Source organism: Thermosynechococcus sp. M98_K2018_005 (assembly GCF_015295825.1).
Lineage (GTDB): Bacteria > Cyanobacteriota > Cyanobacteriia > Thermosynechococcales > Thermosynechococcaceae > Thermosynechococcus.
In genome coordinates, this window is the sequence record NZ_DVEH01000097.1 from 1 (window position 1) to 18,088 (window position 18,088).

At 54.0% G+C, this 18,088-nt stretch carries 15 protein-coding genes, 1 other RNA gene and 1 pseudogene; 7 read left to right on the forward strand and 10 right to left on the reverse strand.

Features of this window, described 5'->3' with window-relative positions:
• The 4 genes from nadA to ffs form a co-directional block, all read right to left on the reverse strand.
• The coding region (gene nadA, locus IGQ15_RS11445) for a quinolinate synthase NadA (protein WP_297051910.1) at window positions 1–956 on the reverse strand (956 nt) is incomplete at its 3' end.
• 72 nt (window positions 957–1,028) lie between these two features.
• Window positions 1,029–2,525, reverse strand: coding sequence for a C-3',4' desaturase CrtD (crtD, locus tag IGQ15_RS11450; RefSeq protein ID WP_297051913.1), 1,497 nt, complete (start codon window positions 2,523–2,525; stop codon window positions 1,029–1,031).
• A gap of 78 nt (window positions 2,526–2,603) precedes the next feature.
• Complete coding sequence (gene hisIE / locus IGQ15_RS11455) at window positions 2,604–3,248, reverse strand: bifunctional phosphoribosyl-AMP cyclohydrolase/phosphoribosyl-ATP diphosphatase HisIE (RefSeq protein WP_297051916.1); 645 nt, start codon at window positions 3,246–3,248, stop codon at window positions 2,604–2,606.
• A gap of 23 nt (window positions 3,249–3,271) precedes the next feature.
• An RNA gene (ffs, locus tag IGQ15_RS11460) (signal recognition particle sRNA small type) lies at window positions 3,272–3,368 on the reverse strand.
• Window positions 3,369–3,488: 120 nt separating this feature from the next.
• On the opposite strand from ffs, the gene IGQ15_RS11465 reads away from it, so the two are divergent.
• The 6 genes from IGQ15_RS11465 (at window position 3,489) to cobS (ending at window position 12,763) form a co-directional block, all read left to right on the forward strand.
• Entirely contained in the window at window positions 3,489–4,160 is a 672-nt protein-coding gene (locus IGQ15_RS11465) for a PHP domain-containing protein (protein WP_297051919.1), read from the forward strand.
• Window positions 4,157–4,396, forward strand: coding sequence for a hypothetical protein (locus IGQ15_RS11470; protein WP_297051923.1), 240 nt, complete (start codon window positions 4,157–4,159; stop codon window positions 4,394–4,396). Before IGQ15_RS11465 ends, IGQ15_RS11470 begins: the two co-directional genes overlap by 4 nt.
• A 106-nt stretch (window positions 4,397–4,502) precedes the next feature.
• Window positions 4,503–7,592 (forward strand): FHA domain-containing protein, encoded by a 3,090-nt coding sequence (locus IGQ15_RS11475; protein WP_297051926.1) that lies wholly within the window; start codon window positions 4,503–4,505, stop codon window positions 7,590–7,592.
• A 76-nt stretch (window positions 7,593–7,668) separates the two neighbouring features.
• On the forward strand, window positions 7,669–10,506 hold the full coding sequence (gene polA, locus IGQ15_RS11480) for a DNA polymerase I (RefSeq protein ID WP_297051929.1): 2,838 nt from the start codon (window positions 7,669–7,671) through the stop codon (window positions 10,504–10,506).
• An 8-nt stretch (window positions 10,507–10,514) separates the two neighbouring features.
• The gene (locus IGQ15_RS11485) at window positions 10,515–12,035 is read left to right on the forward strand and encodes a pitrilysin family protein (RefSeq protein WP_297051932.1); all 1,521 of its coding nucleotides are present in this window, start codon (window positions 10,515–10,517) and stop codon (window positions 12,033–12,035) included.
• Window positions 12,032–12,763, forward strand: coding sequence for an adenosylcobinamide-GDP ribazoletransferase (gene cobS, locus IGQ15_RS11490; RefSeq protein ID WP_297051935.1), 732 nt, complete (start codon window positions 12,032–12,034; stop codon window positions 12,761–12,763). Before IGQ15_RS11485 ends, cobS begins: the two co-directional genes overlap by 4 nt.
• Here the strand turns inward: cobS and IGQ15_RS11495 are convergent.
• Both IGQ15_RS11495 and IGQ15_RS11500 read right to left on the reverse strand, forming a co-directional pair.
• Complete coding sequence (locus IGQ15_RS11495) at window positions 12,694–13,296, reverse strand: ComF family protein (protein WP_297051937.1); 603 nt, start codon at window positions 13,294–13,296, stop codon at window positions 12,694–12,696. The genes cobS and IGQ15_RS11495 overlap by 70 nt on opposite strands.
• Before the next feature lie 121 nt (window positions 13,297–13,417).
• Window positions 13,418–13,705, reverse strand: a complete 288-nt coding sequence (locus IGQ15_RS11500; RefSeq protein ID WP_297051940.1) for a Mo-dependent nitrogenase C-terminal domain-containing protein — start codon at window positions 13,703–13,705, stop codon at window positions 13,418–13,420.
• Between the two features lie 528 nt (window positions 13,706–14,233).
• Between IGQ15_RS11500 and IGQ15_RS11505 the strand changes: the two genes are divergently transcribed.
• Complete coding sequence (locus tag IGQ15_RS11505) at window positions 14,234–15,115, forward strand: universal stress protein (protein ID WP_297051943.1); 882 nt, start codon at window positions 14,234–14,236, stop codon at window positions 15,113–15,115.
• Window positions 15,116–15,179: 64 nt separating this feature from the next.
• Here the strand turns inward: IGQ15_RS11505 and IGQ15_RS11510 are convergent, their stop codons facing one another.
• The 4 genes and pseudogenes from IGQ15_RS11510 to IGQ15_RS11525 form a co-directional block, all read right to left on the reverse strand.
• Window positions 15,180–15,494: a DUF5132 domain-containing protein gene (locus IGQ15_RS11510; protein ID WP_297051945.1), complete on the reverse strand. Its 315-nt coding sequence runs from the start codon at window positions 15,492–15,494 to the stop codon at window positions 15,180–15,182.
• Between the two features lie 131 nt (window positions 15,495–15,625).
• Window positions 15,626–15,835 (reverse strand): glycogen debranching protein, encoded by a 210-nt coding sequence (locus tag IGQ15_RS11515; protein ID WP_297051949.1) that lies wholly within the window; start codon window positions 15,833–15,835, stop codon window positions 15,626–15,628.
• 81 nt (window positions 15,836–15,916) lie between these two features.
• Window positions 15,917–17,092: an 8-amino-7-oxononanoate synthase gene (bioF, locus tag IGQ15_RS11520; RefSeq protein ID WP_297051951.1), complete on the reverse strand. Its 1,176-nt coding sequence runs from the start codon at window positions 17,090–17,092 to the stop codon at window positions 15,917–15,919.
• A pseudogene (locus IGQ15_RS11525) lies at window positions 17,085–18,088 on the reverse strand (hypothetical protein); the annotation flags it as partial. The gene bioF and the pseudogene IGQ15_RS11525, both read right to left, overlap by 8 nt.

Sequence of the window (18,088 nt, forward strand, 5' to 3'; positions counted from 1 at the left end):
GACATCTCCAGCATGCGTTGAATCGGTTTGAGCGCCGCAAGGCGTATGTCTTCGGGCAGTTGAATCTGGGGCTGGCGATCGCGCATACACAAATAGAGTTTTTCTAGAGTATTGAGACGCATAAAGGGGCACTCATTACAATTGCAAGTCTGATCCTGAGGGGGCGCAGGGATAAAGGTTTTCTCTGGGTTGCGCCGCTGCATCTGGTGGAGAATCCCCGGCTCGGTAACAACGATAAAGATATCGTGATCTTGGCGTTGGCAATAGTTGAGCAAGGCCGTTGTCGAACCAATAAAATCGGCATGGCGGAGTACCGCTTCTTCGCATTCGGGGTGGGCAATCACCTGAGCCGTGGGGTAGACGGCCTTGAGTTCGAGGATGCGTCGCTCTGAGAAGGTTTCATGGACAATGCAACTGCCTTCCCACAGCACCATCTGCCGTCCGGTTTGTGCCATGACATAGCGACCAAGGTTGCGATCGGGGGCAAAAATCAGGGACTGATCCGCAGGCAACTGCTGCACAATTTTCACTGCGTTAGAGCTGGTGCAAATAATGTCACTCAGGGCTTTGATTTCGGCAGTGCAGTTAATGTAAGAAATCACCAAATGGTCAGGATATTGCGCCTTAAAAGCAGCAAAGGCGTCCGCAGGACAACTGTCTGCCAAAGAACAGCCCGCCGCCAAATCCGGCAGCAGCACCAGCTTATCGGGGTTGAGAATCTTGGCGGTTTCGGCCATGAAATGCACCCCGGCAAAGACAATGACATCGGCATTGGTACTGGCGGCCTGCTGCGACAGCCCAAGGGAATCACCAATGTAATCGGCCACATCTTGAATGGCGGGGTCTTGGTAGTAGTGGGCTAGAATCACTGCATTCAGTTCCTGCTTCAGATCTTGGATGGCCGCAATCAAATCCAAGGGTAGGGACGGTTGAGGGGCAGCAAGAGTCGCAAACACAAGCAGTGGGTTCCTTTCGCAATTGGTAACGAGTCTCTCTATTATAGTGATTTTCACCAAAATAGGAATCCCTTAGGCATCATTGGCGAGCAGTTGCTGCACAAGGGCACGGGCACCATAGCTGACACCGGCCGTACCTTCCCCCGGATGCACGGAATCTCCCACTAACCACAGGTGGGGAATCGGGGTGCGGGTTGCCAAGCCAAAGGGGCCAAAGGTGCTCAGGCGTTGACTAATGCCCCCGACAATGCCATCCAGCCGCGCCGTATAGCGCCAGAAGGTGCGGGGGGTCGCCGCTTCACAGTGGACAATGTACTCAGGTCGCAGATCAAAGAATTCCCCGAGACGTTCAAGGGCTGTTTGGGTGTATTGCGCCTTGGTGGCGGCATAGTCTAAGTCGGGCTGACGCCAAAAATTCGGCTCAGTAAAGCTGGAGGCAATCAGCGTACGATAGCCACTGGGGGCACGCCCATCCTGCGGCTGACTCACAGAGACAAACAGGGAGTTATTTTCGCCAATCGGGCCTTGGGCATCGTAGAGAAACTGCAAGTGGGGCGGACAATTTTCGGGAATGGCGGCCTCTTGAACGCCAAGGTAAATCACAAAGGCACCGGCGGCCGGGGGCAGCGTTTTGAGGCGGCGGGCATAGCCAGTGGGAATGGCATCACCAAGGAGTTGGGGCAGGTTTTGGGCAGGGACGTTGGCCACAATGTGATCCGCTTCAACGCGCGCCAAGGTTTTTGTTTTCAGGCTTTCCACTTGGATAGCGACGGCACGCCCCCGCTCGACTTCAATGTGACGCACCAAATGCCGGGTGTGAATTTGACCGCCATCGCGCTGCAAGGCATTGGCGAGTAAATCACTGAGAACCTGCATACTACCGTGGAGATGGTAGAGGCCGTGGGGGTCTTGGGACAGACAGAGGGCGGTGGCGGCATAGAGGAGTGCGGTTTCACTGGCATCTACTTGGGAGTAGAGCTTGAGTTGGAGATCCAGAAATTGCCGCAGCCGGCGATCGCCCCCGACACCACAGAGATTCATCCAATCAGTCACCGTCATCAGGCTAAAGGGCACCGTGAGGAGCGTATCGGGTCGCAGGGCTTGCACCAGTTGCCAGAGATCAAAGCCATTGCGGGGGGGCAAAATGGGCTGTCGCTGCTGAAATCGCCAACTAATGGCAAAGAGTTGTTCGAGACCTTGCCAAAATCGCTCACTGTCGGGAAAGTGGCGTTGACGTTCCAATTGCCAGCGATCGCGATCGCGCCAAACATTGATGGGCGTCGTTTCCTGCGGCAGATACACCGCACAGGCGGGGTCACAGGGGGTCGCTGCCGGCAGGGGCATCTCCAATTCAGCAAAAATCGCGGCGTGAATCCCCCCGGGCTCAAGGCCAGCCACTTGGGTGGCACCAACATCGAAGGTAAACCCCCGCCGCTGAAAGGTTGAGGCACAGCCCCCCAGTTGTGCTGCCTGCTCAAAAAGCTGAACGCGATAGCCCCGTCGTGCCAACAACGCTGCTGTGGTCAGACCCCCAATGCCGCCACCAATGACAACAACCTGCTTTGCCATTTGTGTAGTTATGTAAACTTTCCCTCTCTAGCACTGTAGCGACGTTGAGCCAGTGCTGACAAGGAAAACGGCAATCAACTAGCGCCGCCGCAACTGAAGCTGCTCATAGACTTGCCGCAGGGCCACCCCATGATAGGCAAGGGCAACGAGTGTGTGGTAAAACAGGTCCGCCACCTCACTGGCGATCGCCTCTGGATCATCGTCTTTGCAGGCCATGACGACTTCTACGGTTTCTTCCCCTAGCTTCTTGAGAATTTTGTTATCGCCGGCAGCAAAAAGACTACAGGTATAGGATTGGGCTTGGGGCACATCGCGGCGCTGGCAAACCACTTCATACACCTGCGAGAGGGTATCAGCCGGCGGCGGTTCAATCCATTCGCCCTTGGCGCCGTGGCGGTGAAAACAACTGCGCTCCCCTGTGTGACAGGCAATGTGTCCCACCTGCTCTACGGTGAGCAATAGGGCATCACTATCGCAGTCGTAGCGAATACTTTTGACCCACTGCACATGGCCAGAGGTTTCCCCCTTCGCCCACAATTCCTGCCGTGACCGACTCCAAAACCACGTGCGACCGGTCTCAAGGGTTTTCTGTAGTGATTCGCGATTCATCCACGCCAGCATCAACACGGTGCCGTCCAAATAGTCTTGGACAATTGCTGGCACTAAGCCCCGTTCATCGTACCGAATCTCATCGAGGGGGAGGCTAAGGGCAGTGGCAGGCATGAATCCTTCACAGTTCTCAAGGGGGTGACCCGGAGATCACGCCTATCACAAGCATCCCGTATTGCTGCTTCCTTCCGGACCTGACAAGGTTTAGGCGTTGCGATCGCATGATTCCGAGCCAACTTATATCTTAGCACACGGCATCGAGCCGCATAAATCGCCCTATTAGGAATCTTTATCCCTAGTTTCTTAAAGAAAGTTTATATTAAAGAGGTAACAGCGTAAGATTTGGTAATGCCTATGACCCTTGCTGCACTGATGGTGACGCAGGCTGAGACTCTCCGTGGTCTCTTTCGGACGTTGACGGCAACCAGTTGTCCCTATCGCTATAACTTTCATCTCCATACCATCTGGTCCGATGGGCAACTGACACCGCAGCAAGTGGCGCAACAGGCAATGATTCACGGTCTCAAGGGTTTTGCCATTACCGATCACCACGCCCTCGAAGGATACTTTCAAGCACGTACCTATGTCGAGGCCTATCCGGGGAGCGATCGCCCCCAAGTGTACACAGGCATTGAAATCACCGCTCAACTCCTTGGCACTGAGGTACACATCCTGGGTTATGGCTTTGACCCCCACGCCCCAATCCTGCATCTCTATGCAATGGGCAGTGCCCCTGAAGGGGAGTTAGCACAGGCAGAACGGGTGATTGCGGCACTCCATGAAGCAGGGGGCTTGGCGATTTTGGCACACCCGGCGCGCTATCGTCTGCCCGCTGAACAATTGATTCATGCTGCTGTGGCACGGGGGATTGATGGGGTTGAAACCTACTATTGCTACGGCAATCCTGATCCGTGGGAATCCACACCAGAAACAACCGCTTTGGTACACCGGCTGGCCGTTGAACACCAGCTCTTAGAGACCTGTGGCACCGATACTCACGGCCCAGATATTCTTGTGCGCCGATGACAGGCACTGAAATTCTGATCACTGTGGGGGCGATCGCCATCAGTTGGTTGGTGCTTCGCTGGCTGATTGCTGTCCTCAAGGTCACTGTCGGTACGGCAATTAAAATTGCCCTGATTGTATTCCTATTGCAAATCTTTTTTGGTATTGGTCCCGATCGCCTCTGGGAGCAAGCGCAATTTCTATGGTCAGAAGTGGCGAGTTATTTGCCGACGCCTTCTGTGCCATCCTCACAATAGGAAAAATGTGGGTTTCTGCGCTTGTTGCGCTTTGGCGGGCGTCTTTTGTCAGATTGGCCAGAATCCAGTAAACTGACTGGCATCAAGCCCCCTTTACGCCAACACCATGACTCGAGCAGCGTGGTTAGAACTGGTCAAATCCGTCAGTGAGCAGGGCATCCAGCTACCCGCCAGCGGACTCAAAATCGGCCGTGCCCCCGATAATGACATTGTCCTCAATGATATTTCCGTCTCCCGCTACCACGCTTTCTTTGAGTGGCAAGACGGGCAAGTTCACCTTGTGGATCTCGGCAGTAAAGCGGGCACCCACCTCAATGGCCAACCGGTTGTGCCCAATACCTCCATTCCCCTCGAAGATGGTGACCGGATTACGCTGGGCAACTCTGCTGTGCGCTTTCGCCTCATCTGGCAGTACCACGACTATCAACCCCGTGCCACTGAGGTCAGCAAAGATACTGAAGTCCCTGTGATTGAAGTGTGCACCAAAACATGGCGACAACGCTGGGGGCTACAGGAGCAAACTACACTTTTGGGAACCCATCCTGCCTGCGATGTGGTGGTGGATACCCCTGAACTGTTGCCTTGCCACTTAAAATTACGGTTTGCGGATCAGCATTTGCAGGTGCTGGATCTCAGTGACCCGCAACCGGCAATGAATGTGCATTTGGGAATCGGGGAGAGTTATGCCCTGACGGAATTTGTCACGCTGACCTATGTGGGGCAGCAGTTGCCCGATCGCATTGACACAGAGCGCCATGCTGTTGTCTTTGGCCCCGCGACGGAGTTGCGTTTGACCAGCACGGCAACCGTACTTGCCATTCCTGAGGCCGATGCGGCACCCACCGTCCCTGTGAAGACGATTTCGCTGGTGGGATATAACACGTTCACGATTGGCAGGGATCCAAGTAATGATCTGGTGATTGAGCATCCAACGGTGTCCCGTCACCACGCCAAAATTGAGCGCCGCAGTGGCGATTTCCTCCTCACGGATCTGGGGTCGAGTAATGGCACGTTTGTCAATGGCCGTGAGGTGAAGGAACCGACGCTGCTGTGGGTGGGGGACAGTATTCGCATTGGCAGCGATCGCCTTGTCCTCAATGTCGATGAAACCCTGACCCAATATGCCGAATCGGGTCACATGCGCCTAGATGCCATCAACCTCAGTAAGGTGGTGGGCAAGGGAACACAAATTCTCCATGATATTTCCCTATCCATCCTACCGAAGGAGTTTGTGGCCATCTTGGGCCCTAGTGGTAGTGGCAAGTCAACGCTCCTCGATGCCCTCAATGGACTGCGGCCAGCCACAACGGGTACGGTCCTGGTAAATGGCACAAATTTCTACCGCAACTATCACGCTTTTCAAGCGCAATTGGGCTATGTGCCCCAGAAAAATATCATCCACGAGGAGCTGACAATCGCCCAAGCCTTGGAATACGCAGCAAAACTCCGCATGCCCCCTGATACAACTCCAGTGGAACGCCAACAGCGGGTGACAGAGGTGTTAACGGAATTGGGACTGAACCACCGTCGCGATGTGCCCATTTCCCGCCTCAGTGGCGGTCAGCAGCGGCGGGTGTGTATTGGTGCCGAATTGCTCACGCAACCCAGTCTCTTCTTCCTCGATGAGGCTACCTCTGGCTTAGATCCGGGCACGGAAGCCGACCTAATGTTTTTGCTGCGGCAGTTGGCGGATCAGGGGCGAACGATTCTCATCATTACCCACGCCACCCAAAATCTCCGTGAGTGTGATCTGGTGATCTATCTAGCAGAGGGCGGCCGGCTGGCCTACTTTGGTCCCCCCGATCAACTGCTGCCCTATTTCCGTGCTACCTTTGGCGATCGCTTGAGTGGCATCAAGCTCGAGGATTTCTCTGGCATCTACCGTGCCCTAGACAAAGAGAAAAACCCCAACGCACCGACATCGGCAGAACTAGAAGAAGCCTACCGACGATCGCGCCTCTATCAGGAATATGTGGTTGGGCGGCAGCAGGTGCTGGCTCACATGCCCGATGAAAGTCAACAGCGCACCAAGGGCAAATCCCCTCGCAGCAGTGAACCTAAGTCGAAAATCTCCCCTTGGCAACAATTTCTCATTCTCACCCGCCGCAATCTCACAATTCTCGGCCAAGATCGCAGTAACCTGCTGCTGACCCTCTTAATTGCCCCCCTCTTGGGGAGTTTGAGTTTTGTTTCTTGGCAGCGGGATCTCTTTAATCCGGCAACGGGGAATGCCGGTCAATCACTGACAATGATTTTTGTCACCAGTCTGATTGCTGTGATGATTGGTGCCATGACGACGATGCGGGAATTGGTCAAGGAGGTGGAGGTTTATCGGCGGGAGCGGATGATTGGCCTGCGGCTGTTGCCCTACATTGGCTCCAAGGTGGCGATCGCCCTTGGGCTGGCCCTTTATCAAGCGGCCACCTACCTTGCGGTGACAAAGCTAGCGGTGGACTTACCGGGAGATGGGGGGGTGACTTTTGCCATGTACATCACCCTTGCCCTTGCCATCTTCGGCGGTATGGCGATGGGACTTTTGGTGTCTGCCTTTGCCCCTAGCCAGAACATTGTGCCCTTACTCGTGCTGATGTTTTTAGTGCCGCAAATTATCTTTAGTGGTGGTATTCAGCCTGTTTCTTCCTTCGGGTTGCCGGGACAGATTATCAATCATCTGACGGTGATCAAGTGGCCCTTTGAGGCAATGGTGAAGCTCACGGGCATGGGGGATGACATTGTCAATGACCCCTGTTGGCGCGAGTCAGAGGAAGAGCGGGAAAAAATGACCGAGGAGATGCAGCGGGATTTTTGTCTTTGCTATGGTCCCGGTCTCTTTAAGACCTGCAACTTCCCCGGTATCCGCTCCAAGTATGTCTCGGAAGTGGATGAACCCGCGCCGCCTCGGCCAGAGTCCCCCGGCGATCCCCCCAATGATCCAGCGGCGCTCCAGGACTATCTGCAACGGCTGCAAGCCTATCAGGAGGCAATGGATGAGTGGGAAGTAAAATACTCCGAGTGGAATCGCCAGCGCAGTCGCGCCATCAATGAAGCGCAGGGCATCATCAGTCGCTTCCAGCAGGATCAAGGGTATATGTTTACGGTGGATGTGCAACGCCATTGGCGCGATCAAAGCATTCTCATCTTGGCAATGCTGGCGGCTTTGCCCTTCTGCCAAAAACGCCGTGACTTTAGCCGTTGACACACCAGCATTTTCAGGGGTGAGGTTTTAGACCGAATTTTTTGAATAATGGAAAAGCTGTCCTCTTTACGCTTCCATGTCCGCCCCCAATCTCTTGTTGATTGATGGTCATTCCTTGGCCTTTCGTGCCTACTACGCCTTTAGTAAGGGGCGGGAGGGGGGCTTGCGCACCTCTACAGGGATTCCCACTAGTGTTTGTTTTGGCTTTCTCAAGACGCTACTGGAAATTTTGGATCAGCAGCAGGTGGATCATGTAGCCATTGCCTTTGACTTGGGGGAACCGACATTTCGCCACACAGCCGATGAGACCTATAAAGCGGGGCGGGCAGAAACTCCAGAGGACTTTATTACCGATATTGCCAATCTGCAGGCATTGCTGCGGGCACTGCGTCTGCCCCTGTTGAGTCAACCGGGCTATGAAGCCGATGATGTGATTGGTACTGTCGCCCATCGCCTGCGGCTCCAAGGATGGCAGGTGTCCATTGTCAGTGGCGATCGCGACCTCTTTCAATTGATTGATCGCGAGGGTCAAGTACAGGTCTTGTATCTGGGGAATACCCTTGGCCAACGCAAGCAGGGTCTGGAGGCCTTTGATGCCCTCAAGGTCAAGGAAAAAATGGGGGTTTGGCCAGAGCAAATTGTGGACTATAAAGCCCTCTGTGGCGATGCCAGCGATCGCATTCCCGGTATCAAGGGCATTGGCCCGAAAACTGCCGTGCAATTACTGAGTCAGTATCCTACCCTTGAGGACATTTACGCCCACATCCATGAGATTACGCCCCCCAGCCTGAGAACGAAGCTGATCAATGGGGAGGCCGATGCCCGCCATTCCCGCACACTGGCTCAAATTGTCCTCGATGTCCCCTTGGAACTCCCCCTAGAGGAACTGCATCTGAGTCCCTTTGACTGGCCAACGCTAGAGCAGCGATTGGATCAATTGGAGTTTCGTGCCCTGCGGAGGCAACTTCAGGACTGGCACCTACGCTTGGGGGGAACACTGCCCGGTGTAGAGACCAATTCAGAGGAAACGTGGTTTTTTGCGCCGACGGATACCCCTGCCCCCTTGAATGTGCAACTCATTGAAACGCCAGAGCAACTGCAATGGCTGATCGGCCAGTTAGAAACCTGTACCGATGCGAACCATCCCGTGGCTTGGGACACGGAAACCACAGCCTTGAACCCCCGCGATGCTGCCTTGGTGGGCTTGGGCTGCTGTTGGGGCGCAGCGCCTGATCAGCTGGCCTATCTACCCTTGGGCCACAAAGAGGGCCAGAACCTACCCCTGCAAGAGACCCTCGCCGCTTTGCGACCGATTCTTGAGGGCGATTGCTACCCCAAAGTCTTGCAAAATGCCAAATTTGACCGCTTGGTGCTGCGGTTTCAGGGGATTCAATTACAGGGTGTGGTGTTTGACACGATGCTGGCTAGCTATGTAATTAATCCCGAAGCCAGTCACAACCTCAAGGATCTGTGTCAACGCTATCTGCCCCTGCAAGCCCAAACCTATCGCAGTCTTGTCGGCAAAGACCAAACCCTTGCAGATCTGTCGCCGGCCACGGTGGCACAATACTGCGGCCTCGATGTCCATACCACCTATCTTCTCAAGGACAAACTAGAGGCAGAGTTGACCCCCCGCCTGCGGCAACTACTCCTAGAGGTGGAATTGCCCCTCGAACCCATTCTGGCAGACATGGAAACTACCGGCATTCGCATTGACAGTGACTATTTGCGGCAACTCTCCCAAGAACTGGAACAGCAACTGGCAGCACTGCAACAACAAGCTTGGGATGCCGTGGGACAACCCTTTAACTTGGCCTCCCCCAAGCAACTGAGTGAACTGCTCTTTGGCACCTTGGGGCTGGATACGAAAAAGACCCATAAAACGAAACTGGGCTACTCTACCGATGCTGCAACCCTCGAAAAACTGCGGGGCGATCATCCTGTGATTGAACTCATTTTGAGCTATCGTACCCTCGCCAAGCTCAAATCCACCTATGTGGATGTGTTGCCCACACTGGTACGTCCAGAGACAGGACGAGTTCACACGGACTTTAACCAAGCCGTAACGGCAACTGGACGCCTTTCCTCCTCCAATCCCAATCTGCAAAATATCCCCATTCGCACAGCGTTTAGTCGACAAATTCGCCGCGCCTTTATTCCCGAAGCGGGCTGGCTGATGGTGGCAGCCGATTATTCCCAAATTGAGTTGCGCATCCTCGCTCATCTGAGTCAAGAGCCTGCCCTGCTAGAGGCCTACCAACAAGGGGAGGATGTCCATCGTCTCACGGCTCAGTTTCTCTTAGAAAAAACCGACATTAGTTCCAGTGAGCGACGCTTGGGCAAAATTATTAACTTTGGCGTCATTTACGGGATGGGAGCACAGCGGTTTGCCCGCGAGGCCGGGGTGAGTGTGGCCGATGCCAAAGTCTTTATTCAGCGGTTTTACGATCGCTATCCACGGGTCTTTGACTATCTGCGGCAAATGGAACGGCTTGCCCTCAGCCAAGGCTATGTGGAAACAATTTTGGGGCGGCGGCGCTACTTTGCATTTGAGAGTCGCGAATTGCAAGCCCTGCGGGGTAAGCCCTTGGAAGCCCTAGCTGATGTGGATCCCAGTAAACTAAAGATGAGCAATTACGAGCGGGGACTCTTGCGGGCGGCAGCCAATGCCCCGATTCAAGGTTCCAGTGCCGATATTATCAAGTGTGCAATGGTCAAGCTGGCACCTTTACTCTCGCCAGAGCGTGCCCGCCTGCTGCTGCAAGTTCACGATGAATTGGTGTTGGAGATGACCCCTGAGGCGTGGGAACAACTGCAAACCACGATTCCCGAAGTGATGAGTACAGCAGTACCCCTGAGTGTGCCCCTTGCGGTGGACATTTACGCGGCAGCTAACTGGCTGGAGGCCAACTAGGTTTGTTGATGCGGCAACGACATCCTTGGCAAGTCTGGCAAACTTACCTTCAGTTTTGGATTCTCTGCCTTCTCCTTGGGGCGATCGCCCTGTGCTTGCCCGCTGATGCCGAAACGCTTCGCCCCTACCTTGACCGCGCCATGGATCGAATCAGTGAATTTTACCTTGACAATGGAATGCATTTTATTGTGATGGAGCAGCACCAGGCTCCAATTATTTCATTTCTTACCTATGTGGATGTGGGAGGCGTGGATGAACCCGCTGGTCAGACCGGTGTGGCACACTATCTGGAACACTTGGCCTTTAAGGGCACCCGCCGCATTGGTACCACGGATTACGCCGCTGAAAAAGAGAAACTTGCCCAACTAGATCGCCTCTTTGAGCAACTGCAAGCCACAACCGATGAGCGGCAACGTCAGGCATTGATCACAGAATTTGCCGCTGTGCAGCAGGCCGCCGATCGCTATGTGATTCGCAATCAGTATGGCCAAATTGTCCAGCAGGCCGGAGGCGTGGGTCTTAATGCAACCACATCCGCCGATGCCACCCGTTACTTCTACAGTTTCCCCGCCAACAAATTGGAGCTGTGGATGTCCCTAGAGTCGGAACGCTTTTTGGAACCCGTCTTTCGCGACTTTTATCAAGAAAAGGAAGTCATCCTTGAGGAGCGGCGGCTGCGCACTGAAAATTCCCCCACTGGCCAACTCTTTGAGGCCTTTTTGGCCACCAGCTTTCGTCAGCATCCCTACCGCCGACCCGTCATTGGCTACCGTGAGGATATTCAAAACCTGCGCCGTGCCGATGTGGAACGGTTCTTTCGGCAGTACTACACCCCCGACAAAATGACCATGGTGCTGGTGGGAGATGTCGATCCCCAAGAGGTCAGGAGATTAGCCACGGTTTATTTTGGTCGCTATCCCAAGGGCAGGGGCAAGACCACAGCTATTCCGCCAGAACCGCCGCAAACAGCCCCTCGCCAGATTACTCTCGAATTGGCCAGCCAACCTCTTTACATCGAGGCCTATCCCTGCCCAGCGCTGCGGCAGCCAGCGTACCTGAGTTATGAAATTTTGGCACGTCTCCTCACTGGCGGTCGCACGTCCCGTCTTTACCGTTCCCTTGTCCTTGAGCAAAAACTCGCCCTCAATGTCCAAGCCTACGTGGGCTTCCCCGGCAATAAATACCCCAATCGCTTTCTCATCTATGGGGCACCGGCGCCGGGTCAAACAACCGCTGCCCTTGCTGCAGGCATTGCCCAAGAACTTAAGGCCCTGCAAACTACCCCCGTGACCCCAGCAGAATTGGAGCGGGTGAAAGCCCAACTGCGGATGGAGCTGCTGCAAAATCTGATGTCCAATGAGGGTATGGCGAAACTCTTGGCGGAGTATGCCGTAAAAGGCGGCGGCTGGCAGCAACTCTTTGCCCGTTTAGAGGCAATTAATGACATTACCCCTGCCGACATTCAGCGGGTGGCTCAATCCCTGAAACCTGAGCAGCGAACCGTGGCGCAGATTCAGACTCGCTCATGAAATCCATTTGGATGGAATGGCTGGGGGCGATCGCCTTCTATACCTGTTTGCCCCTCTCCCCTAACTGGCCTATTCAATTGGCGGGGGCTGCCAAGTGGTGTCCTTGGGTGGGGCTATTGCTCGCAGGAATTCTCTGGGGGGTGCAGGGGCTACTGGCATTTTTGCGCGTTCCCCCTCTCGTGGCGAGTGTCTTGGTTGTGGCACTTTGGCTGGGATTAACTGGGGGATTGCACTTGGATGGTGCCATGGATACGGCCGATGGTTTAGCCGTCAGGGATCAACGACGGCGCCTTGAGGTGATGGCGGATAGTCGAGCGGGGGCTTTTGGCGTTATGGCCGCAATTGTGATCCTGCTCTTAAAAGTGACAGCCCTCAGCAGTTTAGAGAAAGGCAGCGTCTTGGTCTGGGTATTGGTGCTGGGGCGCCTTGCTCAGGTGTGGGCGATCGCCCGCTATCCCTATTTGAAATCCCAAGGCACGGGTCAACTCCATAAAGCCAGTGGGGTCTTTCCCCGCGATTTTTGGCCGAGTGGTTTACTTGTGCTATTCCTCAGCTTCCTGCTGCCGCTCCCCCTCGGGCAATTACTTTTTGGTCTGCTCTTGATTCTCTTGATCCCTGCATGGTTTCAGTGGCAGTTGGGAGGACACACGGGGGATACCTACGGTGCAGTTGTCGAGTGGACGGAAGCCCTAATGTTGGTTGCCTTTACGGTGAGATCGGTCAATTGATCGGGTAGTCCCACAGCCACGGTGATGATGCCCAAAACTTTGTATCCTGCATTGCGTAATACAGTGGCAGCACTGCGTGCCGTTGTCCCCGTTGTATAGATGTCATCACACAGGAGAAGCCAGCGCTGGCGTTGCAGGCCCTGCCCGAGGCAGAAGGCATTTTCAAGATTGGCGCGGCGTTCTGGGAGTGAAAGCTGAAACATGGATTGGGTTGCTCTTTGGCGAATTAATCCCCTTGGCGCAAGGGGTAGCTCAAGGGCACGGCAAAAACCTTCAGCGATGAGCGCTGCTTGATTAAAGCCCCGGCTTTGCAATTTATCGCGATGGAGGGGAATGGGCACAATCTGTAGGGGGAGGCGTTGAGCAATCTTCGCTTCAAACCAACTCAAGGCTAACCATTGGCCAAAGAGAGGACCCAGTTCTGGGTGATTGTTGTATTTCATGGTGGCGATCGCCCGCTTGAGGTCTTGCTGATAATACCCCCAAGGAAAAAGGGGGAGACTGCCCCGCCAGTAGCGTTGGCGTTGGTGCACTTCCCATGACCTCAGGCGCCGTTCACAATCCCTACAGATCGTTTGGGGACTGGCTCGACCACAACAGGAACAGGGTTGTTGTCCCCAAACGGAGGTGAGCGATCGCCACACCCCCTATGTGCTAACAGTAAGCACTAATATCCTCCTGGCACTCATCCGCCAAGTAGCAGAGGGCACGGTAGCGCAACACCATCAACTCCTCATAAAGGGGATTTAGGTGGCACAGGGGCGGAATGTGAATGTGCCATTTTGCAACCACAATATCGCGTTCAAAGGGACACTGGGCGGGGATCAAGCGGCATAGACGATGGGCAAGCTGGCGATCGTGTACTTCTAGATGCTCTAACCACTGCCGTACCGGCCACAGGAGCATGCGGAGTAAACGTTGCCCCAACGTAAAAATCGTCATCAACTCAACACCTCAACTCAATCATTGAAGTTGGCAGCGAAAAATCCCCTTCCTTACCTTCTTTAAGAAGGCAATTGCAATCAGTTAAAACAATGTGCCGAGAAGGGCAAATTTATCACTGCCTCTTATGGCAAAAGGATCATTCTAATTCGCGTTGGATCGCCCTTAGCGAGGCGCAACATCCCAGAGAAATTTCAATCAAAATTGAATCACGATAGACAATCTCCTTGCTTCAGAGAGATTTAGTAGTATTGGATACATTGTTGAATTGAATGCTGATCCTGTATCCATCCTTATTCTAGTGATTCCTGTTGAAGTTGGCGATGGGGTTTTCCGAAAAGTTGCCCTCACAGCCACCAAAGTCCTTGGCGGTGACTTTAGAAATATAGCCCTAGAATCCAAGAGATGAGGGAAGCGTGCTCCCAACCGCAGGTGAATATTGATTGGAGGTATAATAAAAGCCTGGTAGCGTACGTTCCCGTTCCTAAGCTAATCTGCAATTAGAGTCTGATATTGGGGAGCACTGGCATGTTCAAGAACATATTGATTCCAACGGATCTCCACGATGGTCTCCCCAAACTTACCCACTACCTCGAGGCGCTGAAAACCGCGGGTGCTCGCAAATTAATCTTTTTCCATGCCCGCCCCATTGACGAGGATGGCGATAAGCCTCGCCTGCGGGAAGAAAAGCTGCAACAGGCACACGAATTACTCAAAGTCGATGCCACAAAAGTTCCAGCCGATCTTAAGGTAGAGGTGATCATCGAAAACCGTCGCCCTGCCGATGCCATTCTGGACACCGTTGAAAAGCATCAAATTGACTTGGTGCTAGCCAGCCGCCCGCTTCGCAATCTCTTGGATGAGAAGCTCTTTGGTAGCACAACCATTGAGGTGCTGCAACGGATTAAAGTGCCAGTGATGATTATGCGCCCGCAAGTGTTGTGGGTGATGACAAGCGCAGAACTGAATCTCCGCTGTCAAAATCTCTTTCGCCACCTACTGGTGCCCTACGACCACAGCCCCTCTGCCCAACAGCTTGTCCAAAAGCTGCGGGAAGGCGTGAAAAAGCCCGATCAAACGAGCATTGCTTCACTCACGTTTTGCTGGATTATCAGCGATGCGGGCAAAGGGGAACTGGGGGTTGGCGAGCAACGTCCAAAGGCTGAAAAAATTCTTGCCGAGCTGAAGCAGGAATTCACGGGCTATGGCCTCAACGTTGAAACCGAGATTCGCTTTGGTAGCCCTGTCGTTGAAGCTCAGCTCGCTGCCCACGATCGCGACATCTATGGGATTGCAGTTTCCTCTGGTTCCGTTGGTAAAATTTGGGAGTTATCAATCCCCAGTTTTGCCGGAGAAATCATTCGCCGTTGCGTCTTTCCCGTGATCTATTTCCCGCCCGCTGGTCGCTAATTAAAAAAAGATGGGGCAGCAGAACTACCCCAAAGGCATTTCAATTAGGCACTAAAAGCAAAACTTAGCTAATCGTCACTTCGCGGGGTTTTTCAGGCGCGGCGGCCTTCGCTGCTTTTTGCTCCATCATTTCTGAGCGGGCTTCGGCAACCAAGTCTTGGAAAGACTCACTGGCTTCGGCAACAGCTGTCTGTGCCTTTTCATAGGCTTCAAACGCCCACATCAAGCCTGATTTTGCCGCATTGCGAGCTTGCTCTGCCAAGTTGTGACCGGTCATTGAGTCAACGGCACCCACAACGGGGGCAACAGCAACAGCACCAACCCCAAGGGCAAGCACGGTAAGTGGTTCTAAACCAAGTAACAGGGCTTCAAACTCCATTCTGCGGCATCCTCCAAAGGAAAAGAAATGATGAGCACATCGCACCCATGATAGCAAAGGTGCAGGGAGGGCAACGTCCCTACTGATTTAATCGCTCCACCAAGATTCTTATGCAGGGCTGAGCCAAAGGATTAGCAGAGCTTGAGGGCAGTACTGGGAACCTCATCCCAAGAGGCTACCGTACGCAGGCGCACTTGCCAACCGGCGGCTTTTTGTTCTGTCGTCAAGTTTTTCTCAAAAGACTGCACACACTCCCTCGCCTGTGCTTCATCGCAACAGGCAATACAGGCATAAAGCAGGCCAGAGGGATCCATTTGCTCGCTCACCCAAATCGTCCTCATCACTCACTCCTTGGCACAGTTTGCCGATTGCACGGAACTATCTACAGCCTAGGCGAAATACAGGGTGATCGTCAGCGATTCTTAACAGCCCTTTAATAAGGCTCCCAACGCTGCCAACAATTGCGCAATGTGCTCAGGGGTGTGATCAGCTCTTAGGGTGATGCGCAGACGACTAAAGGGCACGGTCGGTGGCCGTACCGCCGCTACCCAACATCCAGCCTCTTGTAATTTCTGACCCCATTGGAGAACAGTGGCTGGATCGGGAGCAGGCAGGCAAAAGATGGGGGTCGGTAGTGGACGGGGCAAAATGGGGCAACCCAATTCTTGCAGTCCTTCTTCTAGTTGTTGAATGCGCTCCTCAAGGGCTTGGCGCAGGGAAGGCTCTGTTTGTAGTTGCTCAAGGGCAGCAAGGGCAGCAGCAGTGTCCGCCGGTGAGAGTCCAGTGCTATAAATCCATGTGCTGGCACGGTGTTGCAGATAGGTGATCAGAGCTTGGGAGCCAGCAATGTATCCCCCTAAACTGCCAAGGGCTTTGCTGAGGGTACCCATTTGAATGACGGTCGGACTGGATTGCCCCAAGGCGGCTAAGGTACCGGCACCGTTGGTTCCCAAGACTCCTGTGCCGTGGGCGTCGTCCACTAGCACCATGGCTGTGTAGGTCTCGGCTAGCGCCAATATCTCTTCTAGGGGGGCGACATCCCCATCCATACTGAAGACACCATCCGTGAGGATCAGACAACGGCGGTATTGGGAGCGATGGGTTTTTAGGAGTTGGGCAAGGGCAGCGACGGTGTTGTGGGGGTATTCATAAAACGTGGCATGACTGAGGCGGGCACCTTTTTTTAGACAAGCATGGTTGTAGGCATCCCCAAGCACCAAGTCCCGTTGATCCACAAGGGCAGCAATGGTACCGAGATTGGCGGCAGTACCAGAACTAAAGACTAAGGCAGCCTCTGTACCTTTCCACTGGGCGATCGCGCGCTCTAGTTGTGTATGAAGAGAACGTTGACCACTGAGAAGGCGAGACCCGGTCGCCCCGCTGCCCCACTGGTCAATCGCCTTAATGGCGGCTGCTTTCACCTGCGGATGGTTGGCCAGACCCAAGTAGTCATTGCTGCAAAAGTTAATCAATGGGCGGGGCGGCTCGCCAACACTCACCACTGCCCCCGGTGTGCCACTGAGAAGGGGCTGGCGATACCACTGGGCGCGGTGCAGGGTTTCGAGAGCAGGTTTTAACCAGGCAAAGGGATCAGCCATTGCCAGCAATCAGGATGGGCTCACGGGAAGAAGACTGTTTGAGGGCATCGTGATTAGCGATGAGGTAGTCAATGGCTTGGCGAAAGAATTTCTTCTCAGAGCCGTGGAAAAGAAGCTGATCCCAGTCCATCTGCTGCAGTTTCTGGCTGAGCTGCTGGCGATAATCATCGTCCTCTACAAGTCGCAATGCCTTCTCCACGTACTCGCGATCGCACGTTGCCACTAACTCCTCCAACCCTACCTGTTTTAAGAGGGCAGAGCCAATGCGGTTATACCAGCGCTGCCCCTCATAGGTGACAATGGGCTTGCCAATAATAAGGGAATCCACCACCGTGTTGTCGCCACCAAAGGGGTAAGGATCAAGGGCAAAGGCTCCCCGTTCCATTAAGGCCATGTATTCGGCGTAGGGTCTATAGGAGATGATTTGAAATGAGCGGGGCGGCAGAAACCGCTGCAGATCTTGCACAAACGGCAAAAAGTCATTCCTCGTAGCTACCGCAGTTCCAGTAAAGATTCGGAACAAAAGAGGGCGTTGGGTCTGGCTGAGGATCTCGCGCAGGAGTTGCAGCAGCTGAGGATTGACCTTCTGGGCATGCCAACTACAGTTAATTACCAGTGGATGGGTAGTAGGAGGAAGATATTGGGGCTGATACGGCGGTCGGATACAGCTTTGGCCCAAGCCGGGCAGAAGAATCAAGTGCTCGGTGTAATGTTGAGCGGCTGTCGCTGGCTCCACAGCAGCGCCGCCGATGAAGTAATCAATCTCAGAACCAAACGTGCTGACAGAGTGGCCATAGCCCATCACTTGAATTGGGGCAAGGCGCAAGTTGCTGAGAAGAATGCTTTCTGGATCCATCCCAATATCGGGATAGTAAACGAGCATCAGGTCGTTCTCAATCAATGGACTCAGATCAAGTTGGCCATTACTCAAGAGGAGGGGATAGGCGGCAACAAAGCCGTTGGTATCGGGAGTAACACCATTGCGGGGAAAGTAGT

Coding starts and splice junctions, on each gene's coding strand:
- crtD (WP_297051913.1), bottom strand. CDS start 2,525: ATGGCAAAGCAGGTTGTTGTCATTGGTGGCGGCATTGGGGGTCTGACC.
- hisIE (WP_297051916.1), bottom strand. CDS start 3,248: ATGCCTGCCACTGCCCTTAGCCTCCCCCTCGATGAGATTCGGTACGAT.
- IGQ15_RS11465 (WP_297051919.1), top strand. CDS start 3,489: ATGACCCTTGCTGCACTGATGGTGACGCAGGCTGAGACTCTCCGTGGT.
- IGQ15_RS11470 (WP_297051923.1), top strand. CDS start 4,157: ATGACAGGCACTGAAATTCTGATCACTGTGGGGGCGATCGCCATCAGT.
- IGQ15_RS11475 (WP_297051926.1), top strand. CDS start 4,503: ATGACTCGAGCAGCGTGGTTAGAACTGGTCAAATCCGTCAGTGAGCAG.
- polA (WP_297051929.1), top strand. CDS start 7,669: ATGTCCGCCCCCAATCTCTTGTTGATTGATGGTCATTCCTTGGCCTTT.
- IGQ15_RS11485 (WP_297051932.1), top strand. CDS start 10,515: ATGCGGCAACGACATCCTTGGCAAGTCTGGCAAACTTACCTTCAGTTT.
- cobS (WP_297051935.1), top strand. CDS start 12,032: ATGAAATCCATTTGGATGGAATGGCTGGGGGCGATCGCCTTCTATACC.
- IGQ15_RS11500 (WP_297051940.1), bottom strand. CDS start 13,705: ATGACGATTTTTACGTTGGGGCAACGTTTACTCCGCATGCTCCTGTGG.
- IGQ15_RS11505 (WP_297051943.1), top strand. CDS start 14,234: ATGTTCAAGAACATATTGATTCCAACGGATCTCCACGATGGTCTCCCC.
- IGQ15_RS11510 (WP_297051945.1), bottom strand. CDS start 15,494: ATGGAGTTTGAAGCCCTGTTACTTGGTTTAGAACCACTTACCGTGCTT.
- IGQ15_RS11515 (WP_297051949.1), bottom strand. CDS start 15,835: ATGAGGACGATTTGGGTGAGCGAGCAAATGGATCCCTCTGGCCTGCTT.
- bioF (WP_297051951.1), bottom strand. CDS start 17,092: ATGGCTGATCCCTTTGCCTGGTTAAAACCTGCTCTCGAAACCCTGCAC.